Origin of the sequence: Micromonospora sp. NPDC047074, from assembly GCF_040643815.1 — a bacterium.
Taxonomy (GTDB): domain Bacteria; phylum Actinomycetota; class Actinomycetes; order Mycobacteriales; family Micromonosporaceae; genus Micromonospora.
This window is the reverse complement of the sequence record NZ_JBEYVB010000011.1, coordinates 168682-185463: the sequence shown is the minus strand read 5'-3', so window position 1 is coordinate 185463 and position 16782 is coordinate 168682. Positions and strand designations below refer to the sequence as shown.

Genomic DNA, 16782 nt, shown 5'->3' with positions numbered 1-16782 from the left:
CCGGTGACCCGGGTCACCAGTGATCGGCGAGGGCCACCTCCCGCGGGTCGTCCTTCCACAACTGCGTGACGTCGCCGAAGTGCTGCGCCACCCAGGAGTCGTCGTAGACGGTGTCCAGGTACCGCTCGCCCCGGTCGGGCAGGATCAGCGCGCACGTCGACCCGGCCGGCAACCGGCGCCGGACCCGGCCCAGCGCGCTGACCACCGCCCCGGAGGAGCCGCCGGCGAGGATCGCCTCGCGGGCGGCGAGCCGCCGGCAGCCCACCACGCACTCCAGGTCGCTGACGTGGATCACCTCGTCGGCGAGCCCCGGCCGGTGGAGCCCGGGGCGTACGGCCGCGCCGTGGCCCGGGATGAGCCGCTGCCCGGCCGGCGGGTGGAAGATCGCGCTGCCCTCCGCGTCGACCGCGACGATCCGGGTGGACAGCCGGTGTTCCTGGGCGAACTCGGCGCAGCCGCGTAGGGTGCCGCAGGAACTGGTCGCGCAGAACAGGTAGTCCACCCGCCCGTCGAGCGCCTCGACGATCTCCCGCATGGTGGTGCGGTGCGCCAGCGAGTTGCGGGGGTTGGCGTACTGGTTCGGGCACCAGGCCCCGGCGAGCGTCGCGAGGAGCGCCTGCACCCGCTGGATGCGTACCGGCAGGTACTCGCCGGTCGCCGGGTCGCGGGTCGTGACGGTCTCCACCTCCGCCCCGAAGGCACGCATGATCGCGATGTTCTGGGCGTTGGTGCGGGGATCCACGACGCAGATGAAGCGCAGGTCGAAGTACCGGCACGCCTGCGCCAGCCCGATGCCGAGGTTGCCGGAGCTGGATTCCACCACCACGGACCGGCCGGGTACGACCTGGCCGGCGCGGATCGCGCCGGCCAGCATCAGATACGCCGAGCGGTCCTTGATGCTGCCTCCCGGGTTGGCCGACTCCAGCTTGGCGTAGGTACGGATGCGGCCGTCCGGGAAGAGCCGGGTGAGCTGCACCAGCGGCGTCGCGCCGATGGTGGCGAGCACCCCGGTCGTCAGCTCGGGGTAACCGCCCATCAGCGTCTCGCTTCCGGCCGGTCGGCGCGGCCGGCGGGTGCTCTCACGCCGTCGCTCCCGCCTCGGCGACCATCCGCTGGCGGAGGCTGGCCGGGCGCATGTCGGTCCAGACCCGGCCGATGTGGTCGAGGCAATCCCGGCGGGTGCCGGTGGTGCCCTCGGCGTGCCAGCCGGGTGGCAGGTCGCGGCCGACCCACCAGATCGAGTACTGCTCGTCGCCGTTGTGGACGACCTGGTAGACGGCGTCGTCGTTGTCGTCGGTCATGGCCGGGTCTCCTGCCGGTCGGTCGGTTGGCTCCCTGGCCCGCCAGCGTGCCGCCCGGTGGGCGTGGCGACGTAGAGACAAACACGCAGACCGGCCGGCGTGGCCGTTCTGCTGGTCCTTCTCTTTCCCCGGCGGCGCGCGGGCAGCAGGCTTGACGGACAGCCGTACGGCGGCGGGGCCGGTCCAGGCGGGTGGCTGCCGCCTACGACAACGGTGCGGGTGTCGCCCGAGGTGCCCAGGCCGCTACGTCAGGAGGCTCGGATGCTCCATGCGCCAGGTCAGGTCGGCGCGTACGCGGACGGATCCGCGCTCGACGGGGCCGCCGGGCCCGGTGGCGCTCCCCGCGTGCTGACCCTGGTCGACCAGAGCCGGGCGGTGCAGCCGGCCACGGTGGCCAGCCTGGTGTGCGACGCGGCGAGCGCCGTCGTCACCGTCGCGGGGCTCCCGGATCCCGCCGACCGCCCCGCCGAGGTGCTGCGGGTGATCGGCGGGACCGGCACCACGGTGGAGATGGTGACGGCGGTGCCGGCCGCCGACGGCCTCGTCGATCTGGTCTTCGTCGTGTCGTCGCCGCGGTGCGCCACGGTCACGGGCGTTCTCGCCACCGCCCAGCCCGCGATCGGGTTCCGGCAGGTGCGCTGTGAGCACAGGCTGTTCCGGTTGACGCTGGCCGGGCCGGGCGTCGGCGCCGACCCGTCGGACGGTCGGTGGCGTGAGGTGGTGCGGCGGGCCGGGGCGTTTGTGCTCACCTGCGCGGTCGCCCCCGAGCGGGTGGAGGCGATGTGCCGGGTGGCCCGGCCCGGAGCGCTCGTTCCCCGGTTGCGGGCCGCCCTCGATCCGACCGCCCCGCTGCACGCCTCGCACGCGGCCCGGGCCGGCCGCGCCCGGTGACGGTCAGCTCCGGTATCCGCGCGAGGCGAACTCGCTCAGGGCGATCCGGTTCGGCATGCCGGTCTTGACGATCAGGTTGGAGACGTACCGCTCCACGGTCCGTGCGGAGAGGTAGAGCCGCTCGGCGATCTCCCGGTTGCTCAACCGTTCGATGAGAAGTTGCAGCACCTCGAACTCGCGGACGGTGACTCCCGCGGAGCGCAGCCGCCCGGGAACCCGATGCAAACCGGTGCGCCGCTGCGAGACCCGGACACCGGCGGTCCGCAGCAGGGTACGGCAGGCCCCGGCGACGGCGCTCACGTCGGCCGAGTGGAAGTGCTCCTCGGCCGTGCGCAGCCAGTCCACCGGGGTGCCCCACCCGTCGGTCAGCGCGGCCTCCGCCACCAGCCGGAGCCCCAGGTGCCGGCCCATGGGGTACGGCTGCCCGACCCGCAACGCCTCGGCGACGGCGGCGCTGGCGCGCTCCTCGTCTCCGGCCCGCCCCGCGAGGACGGCCCGGGCGAAGATGGCGAACTGACGGTCCCAGCGGAACGGGCTCAGCGCGGTGGTGAGGGCGGGGTCGGCGTCGTCCGTGCCACCGCGCAGCGCGGCGAGCAGCAGGTGCATCCCGTACCGCCCGATGAGCTGGACGGTCGTCGGATGGCGGGCGTCCGCGGCGAGCGCCTGGGACATCTCGTCAGCCGCCCGGGACCGGTTCTCCTCGAGGAGGGCGCAGACCGTGCGCGCCAGTCCGTGGATGCGCGGGCTGTTGCGCGTCTGGTCGCCGTGCGCGTCCTCCAGTTGGGTGAGGGCGTCCTCCATGTTCCGGCGCCGGCCCCGGTGGGCGGCCAGGACGACCCGCAGCAGCGCGACGTACTCGGTCGTCTCCAGCAGCCTGAGTCTGCTCGTGGCCGACCGCACGTCGTCGATCAGCGTCGCCGCCCGGTCGAACTCACACCGCAGGATCGCCTGCAGGGCGATGCTCGCCTCCGCCTGGTAACGCGCCGTCACCGCGCCGATCCGGGTGGCCTGCGCCCGGGCCTGTTCGAGCCGTTCCGTGTCGGCCTCCCGCAGCGCGTCGTCGTTGCCGAGCCGGACCAGCGCGTGGATCTCCCAGATCGGCAGGTCGTGTTCCACCGCGAGCACGCGGCTGCGTTCCAGGCAGGCGGTGGCCTCCGCCGGGTCGCGCTGGCGGACCAGCGCGCCGAGCAACTGCCAGGCCTGACAGGCGACCACCGGCAGGGGCACGGTCTCGGCCACGGTCGCGGCCTGCCGGGTCATCGCCTCCACCCGGTCGAGGCGGTCCGGCCCGGGTGTGTCGAGTTCGAGGTGGGCGGCCACCACGTCGACCGCGGCGACGTCGGCCGGCAGCGCGTCGGGGCCGAGCAGGGCGCGGGCGGCCCGCACCCGGTGCAGTCCCTCGGCCAGGTTCCCCGCCAGCATCGCGGCCCACGCCAGCCGGGTGTGCAGGCGGGCCAGCCGGCGCTCGTCGAGCGCGCCGGCCACCTGCTCGACCGTCTCCACGGAGGCCAGCGCCCGTTCGATCCGGCCCGCTTCGGCCAGCGCGTAGATCAACGGCTCCAGCGCGTCGGCACGGGCCGCCGCGTCCTCGTCGGCCAGCAGCTCCCAGGCCCGGTCCAGCAGCGTGACGGCGGAGTTGGCGGCCCCCTCGGCCAGGCAACGGCGTCCCGCCTCGGCGAAGAGCCGCCCCGCGGCGCCCCGTTCGCCCCCGGCGAGTCGCAGGGCGGCGGTGACCTGGCACCACTCCCCGGGCAGGCCGGGATGGACGGTGGCGACCGCGTCGGCGGTCCGCCGCGCCAGCCGGGTCCGCTCGGCGGGCTCCAGCAGGCTCAGCAGCGCCTCCTGCACGAGCGGGTGCTGGAACCGGTACCAGTCCGGGGTCTGGTCGTCGGCCACCACGAGCTGCGCCGCGAGAGGCCCCTGCAGGTGGGTGAGCAGTTCCCGGTCGGGCATCCCGGTCACCGCCTGTGCCACGGCGAGCGGGAAGCGGGAGCCGAGCAGCGCACCTGCCATGATCAGGTCCCGGGTGCGGTCGGGCAGTCGCTCGATCCGGCGCCGGACGCTGCGGACGAACGTGTCCGGCCGGTTGGCGAGGGCATCCTCCTGGACCTGCCAGCCGGTCGCCGTTTCGACCAGCACGTCGCTGTCGCACATGCCGGTGAGCAGATCCTCGACCAGGAACGGGTTCCCCGTGCTACCGGCCCAGACGAGTTCGGTGGCCACCGCCGGCACGTCCCGGGCATCCGTCTCGAGATAGGAGGCGATCATCTGCAGCACCTGCGGACGGTCCAGCCGGTCCAGCTCGATGAGCGTACCGTGGCCGCGCTGGACCACCGAGCGCACCAGATCCAGCGCGGCGCAGGGTTCGGGGCGCAGCGTACCCAGCAGCAGCGTGGGTTGCTGGGACAGGTTGTCGACGAGATACTCGGTCACTCCGAGGGTCTCCGGGTCGGCGTCGTGCAGGTCCTCCAGCGTCAACAGGCAGCCCGACCCCCGCCCGGCCAACGCCGTGAGCCGGAGCACGGCCTCGGCGAGGACGACCAGCGAGGCGTCGCCGTGATCGGCGGTGACCGGGCGCAGATCGGGCACCAGCCGGCCCAGGACCGGGCGGTACGGGCCGATCGCGTCGATGTCCACCGCCTCGCCGGACCGCAACAGGGACATGACCGCCTCGGTCAACGACCGGTACGGCACCAGCGGCCCGGTGGTGCTGCTCCGTCCGCGCATCAGCCGCATGCCGGAGCCGTAGGCCAGATCCGCGGCGGCGGCGGCGAGGCGGGACTTCCCGATGCCTCCCTCGCCGATGAGGAAGACGGCCCCGCCGCCGCCCGCCCGCGCGGCGGCAAGCCCCTCTTCGATCACACGTTGCTCGTTGTCCCTACCGACGATGATCGATGAACGTATCCCCATGGCTGTTGGACGTTATCGCCGTTTCGCATGCCGTGCCACGGGTCACCACAAGGATGTCTCGTCCTCAGTGGAGGCAGGATTGGCGGCGGCCCCGGTCAGAGTGCGTCCGGGGGGCAGCAGGTGGTGCTCACGCCGGAGACCATGCGGACCGGGTCGTCGATGAATCCCGGCGCGGCGACGGCACCGCCGGCGGTGGCGGCCACCAGCCCCGCGAGCACCGCGGCACGCAGCCCGAAGGACGAGCCGCCGCGGGTGCCCCGCCGCTGCGTCGGCGCGCCAGCGGTGTCGCGCTCGGGCTGGGTGTGGTCGTTGCTGGTCATCTGATCCTCCTGGCGTGAGATTGAACCGTCGGACTGGAAGTGGACGCGGTCGAGGGGCGATTCTCGGGAAGTCGTTGGCTCACCGGCGGTGCTCCGTTGGTTCGAGCAGCAGTACGGATGGCACCTGGGCGGGGAAGGCGAGGCGCAGCAGCCCGTAGCCGATGCCGGCCAGGCCGGTGAGCAGTCCTGGCGTGACGACCTCGTCGGGGGTTCCGCAGACCGGCCCGTACCTGCGGATCGCGTCCAGGATGAGTCCCGCGCGGCGGTGGCGCGCCTGCACGGCCCGGGGCTGGTGGCCGGACCCGGCCGCCACGGTCAACGCCTCGATCAGGCCCAGCTCGCCGTGGCAGAGGCTCAGATCCCGGGACACCGGCCGGGCGGCCAACAGCCGTACGCCCCGCTCGACGTCCTCGGACGAGTCGGTCGCGACCGCCGTCGCCAGCAGCCGTCCGGCGTCACCGGAACACCAGCCCCGGTTGCCGTCCACCGCCGGGACGCACGCCACCAGCTCCATCGCCCGGGCGGCGGCGGGCCGGTAGCGGGGCAGCGACCCCGCGACCCGGTGCAGGGCGTAGCCGACGCCGGCCCACCCCCGGCTGAAGTCGTCCGGCAGGTCGCCGGGCGCGGCCTCGCGTACGACCGGAACCAGCAGCTCGGCACAGCGCTCGGCGAGCCGCCGGGCGGGAGTCAGCCCGAGTTCGCGGTGCACGGCGAGCATCGCGGCCAGACAACCGGCCACGCCGTCCGTCCAGTCGGGCGGGGCCTGCTCCGTCGCGAGGGCAGCCAGCTCGACGGTGTCCGCGGCGAGCTTCGCGAGTTCCGGGTCGTCGAGGAGCATCGCCAGCCGGGCCAGCGCGTACGACATGCCGCCCAGCCCGGACATCCCGCCGCACCCGACCGCCGCCACCAGGTGCGGCTGTGCGGCGAGCAGCCGGCACAGTTCGAGGTAGGAGCGGCTGGCGAGGCGGGCGATCTCGGCGTACCTCGGGACCCCCGTCAACCCGGCCAGCTGGGCCAGGAAGAGAGCCACGCCGAGGCGCCCGTGGGCCAGGCCCGCTCCGGTCGGCAGGAGCAGCCAACGCTCCTCGTCGACCGGCTCCAACCCCAGCCAGTTGACCCGGACGCCGTCCGAGATGCCCGCCGCGACGATCCGGTCGGCCACCTCGCAGGCGGCGGTGAGCAGGCGCGACGGCGGGGCGGCGACCGCATCGAGATTCTCCAGCCACCGACCGGTGGTCCGGTGGGCCGGAACGACCCGCTGCGCGGCCATCGTCGCCTTGATGATCCATTCCTGGTCCTGCCGGTCCACCTCGCCGAGGCCGGCGATGGTCTCCTCGACCCGATCGCACTCGGGCCGGTCCAGGAGTCCTGGCAGCCGGCGCCCGTCCGAGTTCCACAGATCGCGGCTGCCGGGCCGGGACCGGAACAGTGGGATGTCGCCGGCCCACAGGTCGACCGCCTCGTGCGCCGCGAGGGTCCGGTGCAGCCGGTCGTCCGCCTCGGTCCACAGCGGGTCCAGCGCCTGGTCCCGGTCCAGCCCGTCGCGCAGCATGTCGGGACGGCCCGCTTCCTCGAGCAGCACCCGGTACCGGCGGGTGGGTCGGGCCACCACCCGGACGTCGAGATCGGCGCAGCGGCGCACGATGTCCAGCAGCCGGTCCCGGTCGCGTACCGCCGCGTCGTAGCCCAGCCGGAACCCGCGCAGCAGTTCCTCCCGGTACGCGGCGGGCTCCACCGCCCGCCCCGCCAGGTGGGGTCGGCTGGGTCCCTCGACCACGATCGCCGTGCGCCCCGCGGGTCGCATCTGGTCGGTGCCGGCCGATTCCCACCGCAGGACCGTCGAGCCGACCGAGCCGGCCAACGCGGACATGTCCGTCCCACCGTGTTCGACCGCGGGCAGCAGCGCGGTGCGGGCCACCGAGGCGGCCATCACCCGTACGGCCGGATCCGCGTCGCCGTAGGCCGTCGGCATGCTCGGATGGAACAGCGTCTCCGCGTCGACAACCTGGGGCTGGTCGCCGACGGCGATGACGTTCTCGCAGTGCATGTCGGTGGCGTGCACGACGTGCAGGAGGGCGAGCAGTGCCCCGAGGCGCCGGTAGTAGGCCGCGGCGGCGGCGGTGTCGGTCAGCGGAGCGCGGGCGACGAATTCCATCCAGCCGTGCCCGCCCACGCCGAGGACGGCCGGGGAGCGTACGTCGAGCCCCGGGGCAGCCGCGTTCAACCATCCGACCAGCTCGGTGAGGCGTAGCTGCGTCGGGATGCCGCGAGGCTTGTAGACGACCCGGGCGCCGCTGGTGAAGGAGAGGATCCGGACGGTCCGGCTCTGTTGGTGGGGATCGCCCTGGGCGGCGCTGACGGCGCAGAGCGTTCCGGGTTCGGTGCCGCCGAGTACGACGCGGACGATGTCCGCCCGGTCCCGGGCGAAGCGGATCAGCGTCTCGCTCAGGGCCTCGGCCTCGAACTGGCTGGTCTCGGCCAGGAGCCGGGCCAGTACCGGGTACTTGGCGAAGATCTCTCCCAGCCCGGCCGGTCGGCTCAGTTGGCGGACGAAGTCAGCGAACCGTTCTCGGCCGTCGGCCCCGCGCAGCCGGCCGGCGTCCCGCCAGGCGTGCAACTCGACGACGAAGGTGGGGGCGGCCAGGTCCACCAGCCGCCGGCCCAGGTCGGTGTCGAAGCCGGCGACCACCGAGGGCAGGTCGAGCGACGCGGCCGGCTGAAGCGGCGCGAGCCGGGCGCCGATCTGCTCGACCATCGCCGCCACCAGCGGCCGCAACGGCCAGGCGAACGCCTTCTGCCAGCGGGCCGGCACCGCGGTGTCCGCCGGCGGGGGACTCGCCGACCGGAGAGCCTCCTCCACCGTCCGCGCCCAGTGCGGCCGGGTGGTACGGGCAGCGAGTGCGGCGGGCGGCTCCGCGAGCAGCCGCAGCAGGCCCGCCTCGTCGAGGCCGATGCCCGACAGTCGTTGCTTGAAGGTCTCCTCGCCGTACGGTCCGAAGCGGTCCCGCCACCGGTTGAGCCGGGCCCTGGACGTCGCGTCGCCAGGCTGGTCGACCCGGTCGAGGCCGCGGGCCCGTTCGTGCAGTGCCAGGGCGGGCGCCCACCAACCGTCGTCGAGGACGACGGAAACGGCGGCGCTTCCGGTCCGGCGGGCGGGCTCTGTGTCCATGCGCCCACGATGCCGTCCCCGGGTACGACGTTCATGCGTGCAGGACACGTAGTTTCCGTACGATCACCACACCTGGACCGCGTATCGACGGTTTGGTGACGGTCGCGGTCGGGTCGTCACGAGGGCGGTGGGAAGCGCAGCACCCGGTTGGTCCGGGCGTCGGCGAGCCGCAGCGAGCCGTCTGGTGCCGCGACGACCGCGCTGAGCCTCTTCGCGCCGGGGACCGGCCACAACTCGGGCGTCCCGGTCGGCCGGAGGCGCCCCACCTGGGTGTCGGTGACGAACCACAGCGCGTCGTCCGGGCCGGAGACGATGTCGCGGATGTGCTCCGTGGTCGGCACCGGCACCGGCACGTGTGAGACGACACCGCCGACGGTGATCCGGCCGATGCCGTGCCGCTCGGTGAACCACAGCGCGCCGTCCGGGCCGGCGACGATCCGGTTCGGATTCGCCCTCGCAGGCAGCGGCCACGATGCGTGTCGGCCGTCATGCCCGACCCGGCCGATACCGTCAGGGTCGGTGTCCCGATCGCCCTGCAGGGTGAACCACACGGCGCGGTCGGGGCCGGTCGCCAGGCCGTGCTCCGGGAACCGGTGCGCCGTGCCGGACAGCGACGTCACGACGCGGATCCCCTGGGTCGGGTGCGCGCGTTGGACGGTGCGAGTGGGGCTGTGGGAGGTGAACCAGATCGCCCCGTCCGGCCCGACCGCAAGCCCGGTGATCCGACCGCGACGAGGCCCCTCACCGCCGTCCCACGTCACGAAGCCCCGTGCCCGGTCGATCCAGCCCAGCCGCCCGTTGGCGGTGTACCAGATCCGCCCGTCCGGGGCCGCCAGGACGGCATCGGGCTCAACCGTACGGCCGGGCACGCGGTGCTGGGTGACCCGCCCGGTGGGGTCGACCTCGGCGAGAGCGCCGATCCGGGGTTCGGCGACCCACAGGGTGCCGTCCGCGGTGAGGGTCATGGCTGTGGGGCCCGCGTTGCCGGGAAGCTTGACGACGTCGACGGCGGCACTTGGTGCGGGCGTCGGGCGCGGGGCCTGCTGGCACGCGGTGGCCACGAGCGCGACGCACAGCACGGCCGTGCGCCACCGGCCGGTCACATCGCGCACCGGAGGTCCGCGGGCGGCTCGGTGTCCAGGTACTGCCGCCACTGCTGCGCCGTGAGGTCGGCGCCGGCCGACGCGCAGGCGGCGCGGACCCAGGCGGCCGGGTCGAGTTGCCAGGCGACGAGGACTCCCCAACCGTTGACCGATTGGTGGCCCTCGGTGGCGGTGACAAGCGTCCGGCCGTCTGCGGAGAAGGCCAGCCCTGTGGAAAAGGCTTTCGAGTTGGCAGCCAGGGGCAGGGTCGCGAGGACATCGCCGGACGGGTACTCGATGATCCGTACGCTGTCGTCGGCACCCGGCCTCTGCGCCAGGAGGCCGTCGCCGACGGCGGGGCCGACGGCCGTGCCGGGCGTGCCCTTGAGCTGGCCGACCCGGCGGCTGCCGTCGGCGGCCCAGATCTCCAGTTCGCCTTCGTCGCGCTGGATGAGGAGCCGGTCACCGGCGTAGGCGATGCCGGCGGCGTCATCTCCGGCGAGAACGCGGGTGCGGCCGGTCGCCACGGTGGTCACCACCACCGTCGTGGTGTCGTCTTCGAGGTTGTAGTTGATGATGGCGGCATGCGCGGCCTGTTGGTCGACCGCCCGCCAGCTACCGGGCAGGTACCCCGATCCCCTGATTGTCGGCGCTCTGTCCTCCGGTCCGGGCACCGTCCGGAACACGTTGCCGGTGGTGGCATCCCTGATCAGGACGGTGCCGGATTTGTCGAGTTCGGCCACCTGCCGTCCATCCGGCAGGGGCTGCAGCAGTTCCACCGAGTCGGGCAGTTCCAACGGATCTGGTAGCGGACCCCAGAAGTCGGTGGCCCTGAGGTCCTCCTCGCCGTCGGGGGTGAAAAGCCGGGCGCTCCCGTCGGGCAGGCCGACCACGACCCCGGAGCTGTCCGGTCGCCACATCGCGGCACCGAGCCGCTCGTCCTGCGGCCGGGCCACCCGGCCGGGCGCGGTGCCGGCCAAATCCTGGACGACGATCGTGTCACCGTTGCCGCTGACCACGGCTGCGGCCCGGCCGTCGGGCGAGACCGAGACCGAGGGCTCTGGGCACGCGTTGCACGAGCGGGGAATGGCCGCGAGTCGCGCGGTCGCGACCCGGGAATACTGCCGCAGGTCCCACATCGTCAGCACCGAGCCCGAGGCGGAGACGAGGTCGTATTCGCCGTGCCCGAGGAATGCCAGGCCTCCGGGCGAGACCTTGCCCGCCCCTGGCAACGACACGGGCTCGGCCAGCGTCTGAGTGGTCTGTGCGGTCCGGGACACGTGCAGGGTACTGCCGATCGCGACGGCCGCCGCCCGTGCATCGCTGCTGAGCGCCACTGCCGCCGGCAACCCCTCGGGGACCTGCGCCTGCCGGGCCGGCTTGTCCGGATCCGGCTCACCCGTGGTACGCCACACCGGCAGCGGCGAACCCTTGTCGCTGTACGTGTAGTGGCTGCCGTCCGGCGAGATGGCCCAGCCCTTGTTGTCGTTGCGTAGGCCGATTCCGCCTCCGGCCGCCCGGGTCATCGACTCGGGCCGGACCCGGACCCAGTTGCTGTAGCCGCCGTTCAGGAGTACGACCTCGGTGCTGGACGAGAACGCCACGCTGTCGAGTGGTGAGAACATGTCCGGTAGATCGAGTCCCCGGGTGTCGCCGGTGTCCCGGTCCAGCACCCGCAGCGTCGGCGGGGCCTCGAACGCGGAACCTCTCGTCGTCACGGCCACGAAACGGCCGTCCGGTGACACCCCCACGGCGGTCGGCGTGGAGTCGGCGGGCAGGGTCGGCGCGGCCGCGGGCAGGCCTTCCCGCCACACCATGGCCGAGCGGTCGTCGATCGCCGCGACCGTGTGGCCCCAGGCGTCGGAGGCGACAGCCGTCACCGGGCCGGGCAGCCGGCCGAGGGTACGACCCGGGCCGGGCCGCAGCCTGGCGAGCTCCCACTGCCGGATCTCACCCCCGCCGGTGCCCGCCAGCACCAGGTTCGCTGATCCGGAACTCCCCACGGCGGTCACCGGCCCGCCCGCGTCGACCCGGCTGGCCAGGTGCGGACTCGCCCGTACGGCCTCGAAGAGCACCCGGCGCGTCAACGCGTCGTCGTGCTGCCGGTGTGCCTGGACGGCAAACAGCTCTGCGAGGCCGACGTCGCTGGTCAGCAAGCTCTGCGCCACCTCGGCGAGGCGGTGTGCGGTTATCAGGCGCTGCCGGGCCGTGGCGTTCTGGTGCTGGACCACCAGCCCCGAGGTGGTCGCCGCGAGCAGCAGGGACAGCGCTGTCGCCAGCCGGACGGCCCGGTAGCGGCGCACGTATCGGCGGGCCTGCCCGAGCGTTGCCGCGAAGCGTACGTCGTCGGGCTCGGGTGCGTTGGCCAGATCGATCCGGTTCGCGGCCGGGGCGACGAGCCGAAGGCCACTGCGCCGCGCGGACCGGAGCTTGGCCTCCATGTCACTGACCTTGAGCAGTCGCTCGCCGCCGTCCAGCGCGCCGGTCACGGCCGTCCGGGGCCGGGGCCCGGAGAACAGCGCCCGAACGCCCGCGACGCTGGGGCGGCGGGACCGCGGGTGTCGCAGCAGCTCGCGCAGGCCCAGGGCGAAGGCTGCGCCGAGAGACGGGCCCTCGATGCGCAGCAGCGCGGGAGCGCGGTCGGTCAGCACGATGCGCCACAGCACGCACCGGCCTTCCCGCCCGGGCCCGGCCACGCTCCACGCGTGCCCGACCGACGAGGCGAACTGCGTGTTCGGGCTGCGCACGTCGGCCATCGCCCGGGGATCCGGGTACACCCCGGGCGGGCCGGCCGGGAACTCGCTCAGTTCGAGGATGCCGGTGACGCCCGCCTCGCCCTGGTCTCCCGTGCCGGTGGAGCCGCCGAACACCACTGGCATCGTCACGACCGGCCGCCGCCGCGGCTCGGCGCCGACGAGCAGCAGGGCTGCGATCACCATCATGTTGTCGGCCGGCGTCGGCTCGGCGTCCCCCCGGGTGACCCGCAGCCACTCGACGAGCGCGGCCAGCCCCGATGCCGCGGTCGGAGTCAGGCGGCCGGTGTCGCGCCCGGACGGACGTGCGTCCCCCGGCGAGGACCTCGCCGACAACAGTCCGCTGTGCTCCCATGTGCCACGGAGCGTCCGCAGCACTTCGTGGTGATCCCCGACCAGCCCCTCGGGCGCCGACAGCGCCTGGCCCAACAGGAACGGAAGCTCGACCGCCGACCGCCTGGCCGTCGAGTCCGGCACGGTAGCCTCGATCCATTCCCGCAGCTCCGCGCTCCGCTCGCCGGCGAGCCACCCGGGATCGACGCGCACCGCCTCCCCGCACGCTCGCCACCACAGCCGGCGCTCGCCGAGCAGCTCACGGACGGCGGCCTGCGGGCTTGTCGAGCCGGCCAGCAGTGCCTCGACCTGTGCGCGCGTCGCTGCCGCGTCGCCGCCGCTCACCGGAGCGCCTCGTCGATCAGGCCGCCGAGACGCCCGCCGAGGGTGGCTCCGATCCGTCGCCACGCCTGCCGGGTCGCGTCGTTGAGCGCCGCCCGTACCGACAGGGTGACGGTCGCGTCCGACCAGCCGGGGTCGGCGGTGACGGGTTCGGGGCCACGAGCCGCCCATGTCGAGCCGGGACCGAACCCGGGGAGCGTGACGTAACCGGCCGGCGGCCCGACCCTCCCACTGGGCATCGGCACGACGATTTCCCACTCCGTGCCGTCCACGGCCGCGTAGCGCACGCTCGCCGCCAGCGGGCCCGGGTCGCCGCCACCGAGTAGCGTCACCTCGAGCTGGTAGTCAGCCGCCGCGCCGCGGACCAGGAACAGCGTCCCACCGTCCGGTGACGAGGCTTCCAGTACGAGCCTGTCGTCCCCGGCGGCGGTCAGCGCGCCCGACGTGGGGACGACGGGTAGTCCGAACCAGCCCGCGACGGGACGACGGACAGCGGGCGGGACGCGCGGCGGCGCGACCGTGGTCGCCGCCAACCGGGGCAACTGGCGGTTGATGATCGAAGCCCACACGCGCTGCCACAGGCGGTAGCCCTCGCGTCCCCGGCCAGCGGGTGCCGGCCGGGGAGGCGGCTGGCTGACGAAGGACCGCCACGAGCGGCGGACGACAGAGCCCACGCCGGTCACGGCACGCCCTCCTCGCCCCGCGTACCCACGGCCGGCTCGCCGCCAGCCTGCACCACCTCCGCCGTGTTCGCCCGGCCCACCTGCGCCAGGAGCGCCGGTGCCGAGGCGCCGACGAGGACGGCGGCGTACAGGCCGGTGATCTGGTCGTGGAGCAGCCAGCCGGCGGCCACGCCCAAGGCGGTACGGAACGCTGCCGCGAGCGCATCGGCGGGCGGATCCACGTAGGTGGTGATGCCCGGCAATGGCGAGCCTGCCACCCGGGCTGCATGCCTCGCCTGTTGCCAGGCCCGCAGCCGGCCGAAGGTCACGATCGCCTCCGTGACGAGACCTCCGACGGCCCCGCAGGCCGCGGCCTCGAACCAGGTCAGCATCGACTTCTCGCCCCCATCCAGATCTCCGGGCCGGCCAGTCGCGGGACAACCATGATTCGATCGACGATAGCGAATCTAATAGGGGAAAGAAGGCTCCGCCGGCGCCGTGGTCGACGAAAGACGGCGATCCGACAATCGCGCAGCATCTCCACGCCCTCGCGTTGGCAGTGGCCTGCGTGGGTCGACGGCTCAGCCTCCGCGCGTCACCGCGCTTGCCACTTCCGTGGCCCCTTGCTCCGACGGCTCGGGCCGTGCTGCCGAACCGCCCCTCGTTTCCGTGTCGCCCGCCGCCACGCCTGACGTGGGGCGTCCCGGCCCGCCGGGCGGCGGGCCGGGACGGTGGTCCGGTGGCGCGTGACCGACCGGGACGTCAGTAGTAGATCCGGGCCCGAATCGCGCGGTGGGAGGAGTAGTGCAGGTCGGGGTTGTCGGTGCCGGTGTAGTGGTCGTCGGCGGCGTCACCCTCGTTGTACTCGACGGTGTGCTCGTAGCCCATGTTGGCCTGGCCGGTGGGCCGCTTGGCGAACAGGTAGTCGATCCGGGCCGCACCGCCGCCATGGGTCCAGTGCTTGCTCAGGGTGCAGTCGAAGATGCTGCCCGGCTGCTCCGGCTCCTCGCAGTCGTCGAAACCGGCGTCGGTGTAGCCGTAGGTGCCGTGCATCGTGGTGTACCAACCGCGCCACGCTCCGCCGGAGCGGTCCTTCTGGTTGAAGTCGCCGCCGGCGATGTAGAGCTGCGCACCGGTGAACGCGGCCATCTTGTTGGCGGTCAGGGCCGCGTTCTGGTTCGGGCACGAGGAGGGGCTGACGTCCAGGTTGTGCCACGGCCAGTGGATGGAGCCCACCGCGATCTCCTTGCCGGAGACCTGGTCACGCAGGCGCTGGGCCACGTTGATGGAACGGGACAGCTTCGCCCAGCCGGCGCAGTTGGCGGAGCCAGGCTGGTAGGACTGCCAGGCCGACTTGGCGCCGACCAGGTCGAACCGGCCCTCGCGATAGATGATCGCGTTGCTCTGGTAGCCCTTCTCCGCCCCGCACGGGGTGTCGTCGAAGACGGGGTGGGTCTGCGCCACCACCGCCTTGTACACGCCAGCGAGTTCGGTGTTCATCTTGTTCAACAGGGCGGGCAGCTCGCCCTGCGGATCGATCTGCTGGACCAGGAAGAGGTCGGGGCTGTAGTCCTGGCGCTTCATGTAGTAGATGAGATCCTGCCAGTCGCCGGCACAGGACTCGCCCGCGGTCAGCAGGTTCTCCACGTTGTTGACGTAGACCTGGAGGAAGTTGGCGTTGTTGTTGACCGCCGACGCCGCGGCGGGGGTGGCGTTGACCACGGCGCCGGTGACGGCGGCCAGCAAGGCGACGGCCGCCGCTGACAGCCGTCGGCGGGCCTGGGCCCGTCGGGTGGTGAACATCCTCGAAATGCTCCTTTCGTGGGCGCTCCCCGGGATCGGGGGCGCTGTCCTCATCGCTGACGTGGCGGGATCGACCATGGAGGTGAGACAGGCCGCTCACCCACGGGTCGAGAGCACCCCGCAAGTCGTGCGTGCCTGCGGAAACACCGCACTACCTGGTGTTGTGGCGGGTGGTCAGCAGCGTGGTACGCCGGGGATGAAGCCGTCGTGGCCGGTGTAGACGTAGGCGTCGGAGACGAATCGGCCGGTGCCGATCCGGTCCCAGATGCTGCTGGTGCCGTACGTGCCGGTGACGGTGGTGCCGGTGGTCTGGCAGGAAATGGTGACCGTGGTGCCGTCGGCGACGGTGCCGACCGCGGTGTGGCCGGTGCCGGGTCCGGAGCGGACGGTCAGCGGTGAGCCGGCGGTGTTGACGGTGCCGGTGGCGGTGCCGGCGGAGCAGCCGTTGTCGCTGGTGTAGGTGCGGGTGCCCCAGTAGAGGGCGAGGGTGCCGTTGAAGCGGACCTGGATGTCGTTGCCGTTGAGGCGCTGCTCGTAGTGCAGGTGGGCGCCGGAGGAGTTGCCCGTGTTGCCGACGCTGCCGATGACCTGTCCGTATCCGACTGTCTGTCCGACGGAGACGTTGAACGCGTTGAGGTGGGCGTAGTAGGTGGTGTAGCCGCCGCCGTGGTTGATGCGGACGTATCGGCCGTAGCTGGTGTCGCCGAGGTTGGTGACGACGTCGACGGTGCCGGGTGCGCTGGCGACGACCGGGTCGCCGAGGTCGTCGGTGCGGTTGAAGTCGACCGCGTAGGCGGGGCTGTGGCCGGTGCGGGTCTGTCCGGTCCAGGCCTGGCCGCAGGGGAACGGCACCTTGAATGTGGGTGCCGCGAGTGCGGGTGTGCTCGGGGCGACGAGCCCACCGAGTGTGGTGAGAAGCGCGACCGCGAGCAGGCGTAGTGAGCGTGCCTTCATGTGACGTCCTTCGAACGATGCGGGATTGGCGGCGACGAGCGTGACCGTTTGGACTATCGGCGGGCGTGTTATACGAGTCAAGGCAGCTATCGAAGATGGGCGCGGAATGTACTCGTAATGTGCTGGGCGCTCGCATCGCTTATGCCCGGGCCATTGAGTTCACGGTGTCGTCGACGGCGGCACGATTGCAGCTCTGCCGGCGCATTGGGCAGGTATTTTGCTGTTTCCCGCTGATGGGTTCGCCCGTTCGCGGGGTCGAAGG

The 16782-nt window shown here is 73.1% G+C and carries 12 protein-coding genes; 1 reads left to right on the top strand and 11 read right to left on the bottom strand.

All coding sequences use genetic code 11. The features are described from left to right. Positions 1-13: 13 nt before the first annotated feature. Complete coding sequence (sbnA, locus tag ABZ809_RS17050) at positions 14-1036, bottom strand: 2,3-diaminopropionate biosynthesis protein SbnA (protein ID WP_357563455.1); 1023 nt, start codon at positions 1034-1036, stop codon at positions 14-16. A gap of 43 nt (positions 1037-1079) precedes the next feature. Next, the gene (locus ABZ809_RS17045; RefSeq protein ID WP_357563454.1) at positions 1080-1301 is read right to left on the bottom strand and encodes an MbtH family NRPS accessory protein; all 222 of its coding nucleotides are present in this window, start codon (positions 1299-1301) and stop codon (positions 1080-1082) included. Positions 1302-1562: 261 nt separating this feature from the next. On the opposite strand from ABZ809_RS17045, the gene ABZ809_RS17040 reads away from it, so the two are divergent. Continuing rightward, positions 1563-2192 carry a hypothetical protein gene (locus ABZ809_RS17040; protein ID WP_357563453.1) on the top strand — a complete coding sequence of 210 codons (630 nt, stop codon included), beginning with the start codon at positions 1563-1565 and terminating at the stop codon, positions 2190-2192. A 3-nt stretch (positions 2193-2195) separates the two neighbouring features. On the opposite strand, the gene ABZ809_RS17035 is transcribed toward ABZ809_RS17040, so the two are convergent. The 9 genes from ABZ809_RS17035 to ABZ809_RS16995 all read right to left on the bottom strand — a co-directional run bounded on the left by ABZ809_RS17035 (position 2196) and on the right by ABZ809_RS16995 (position 16520). Then, entirely contained in the window at positions 2196-5102 is a 2907-nt protein-coding gene (locus ABZ809_RS17035) for an AAA family ATPase (protein ID WP_357563452.1), read from the bottom strand. Between the two features lie 95 nt (positions 5103-5197). Further along, positions 5198-5422: a hypothetical protein gene (locus tag ABZ809_RS17030; RefSeq protein ID WP_357563451.1), complete on the bottom strand. Its 225-nt coding sequence runs from the start codon at positions 5420-5422 to the stop codon at positions 5198-5200. Positions 5423-5501: 79 nt separating this feature from the next. Beyond that, entirely contained in the window at positions 5502-8591 is a 3090-nt protein-coding gene (locus ABZ809_RS17025; protein WP_357563450.1) for a type 2 lanthipeptide synthetase LanM family protein, read from the bottom strand. Between the two features lie 116 nt (positions 8592-8707). Beyond that, positions 8708-9703 (bottom strand): hypothetical protein, encoded by a 996-nt coding sequence (locus tag ABZ809_RS17020; RefSeq protein ID WP_357563449.1) that lies wholly within the window; start codon positions 9701-9703, stop codon positions 8708-8710. Beyond that, entirely contained in the window at positions 9691-13104 is a 3414-nt protein-coding gene (locus ABZ809_RS17015) for a hypothetical protein (protein ID WP_357563448.1), read from the bottom strand. The genes ABZ809_RS17020 and ABZ809_RS17015 overlap by 13 nt, the downstream gene beginning before the upstream one ends. Next, entirely contained in the window at positions 13101-13784 is a 684-nt protein-coding gene (locus tag ABZ809_RS17010; RefSeq protein ID WP_357563447.1) for a hypothetical protein, read from the bottom strand. The genes ABZ809_RS17015 and ABZ809_RS17010 overlap by 4 nt, the downstream gene beginning before the upstream one ends. After that, positions 13781-14155, bottom strand: a complete 375-nt coding sequence (locus tag ABZ809_RS17005) for a hypothetical protein (RefSeq protein WP_357563446.1) — start codon at positions 14153-14155, stop codon at positions 13781-13783. Before ABZ809_RS17005 ends, ABZ809_RS17010 begins: the two co-directional genes overlap by 4 nt. Before the next feature lie 370 nt (positions 14156-14525). Further along, positions 14526-15566 (bottom strand): hypothetical protein, encoded by a 1041-nt coding sequence (locus ABZ809_RS17000; protein WP_357563445.1) that lies wholly within the window; start codon positions 15564-15566, stop codon positions 14526-14528. Between the two features lie 174 nt (positions 15567-15740). Beyond that, positions 15741-16520 (bottom strand): peptidoglycan DD-metalloendopeptidase family protein, encoded by a 780-nt coding sequence (locus tag ABZ809_RS16995; RefSeq protein WP_357563444.1) that lies wholly within the window; start codon positions 16518-16520, stop codon positions 15741-15743. Positions 16521-16782: the final 262 nt, after the last annotated feature.

Excerpts from the sequence above, each read along its gene's own strand:
- ABZ809_RS17040 (WP_357563453.1), top strand. The coding sequence starts at position 1,563 with ATGCTCCATGCGCCAGGTCAGGTCGGCGCGTACGCGGACGGATCCGCG.
- ABZ809_RS17045 (WP_357563454.1), bottom strand. The coding sequence starts at position 1,301 with ATGACCGACGACAACGACGACGCCGTCTACCAGGTCGTCCACAACGGC.
- ABZ809_RS16995 (WP_357563444.1), bottom strand. The coding sequence starts at position 16,520 with ATGAAGGCACGCTCACTACGCCTGCTCGCGGTCGCGCTTCTCACCACA.
- ABZ809_RS17035 (WP_357563452.1), bottom strand. The coding sequence starts at position 5,102 with ATGGGGATACGTTCATCGATCATCGTCGGTAGGGACAACGAGCAACGT.
- ABZ809_RS17025 (WP_357563450.1), bottom strand. The coding sequence starts at position 8,591 with ATGGACACAGAGCCCGCCCGCCGGACCGGAAGCGCCGCCGTTTCCGTC.
- ABZ809_RS17000 (WP_357563445.1), bottom strand. The coding sequence starts at position 15,566 with ATGTTCACCACCCGACGGGCCCAGGCCCGCCGACGGCTGTCAGCGGCG.
- sbnA (WP_357563455.1), bottom strand. The coding sequence starts at position 1,036 with ATGGGCGGTTACCCCGAGCTGACGACCGGGGTGCTCGCCACCATCGGC.
- ABZ809_RS17005 (WP_357563446.1), bottom strand. The coding sequence starts at position 14,155 with ATGCTGACCTGGTTCGAGGCCGCGGCCTGCGGGGCCGTCGGAGGTCTC.
- ABZ809_RS17030 (WP_357563451.1), bottom strand. The coding sequence starts at position 5,422 with ATGACCAGCAACGACCACACCCAGCCCGAGCGCGACACCGCTGGCGCG.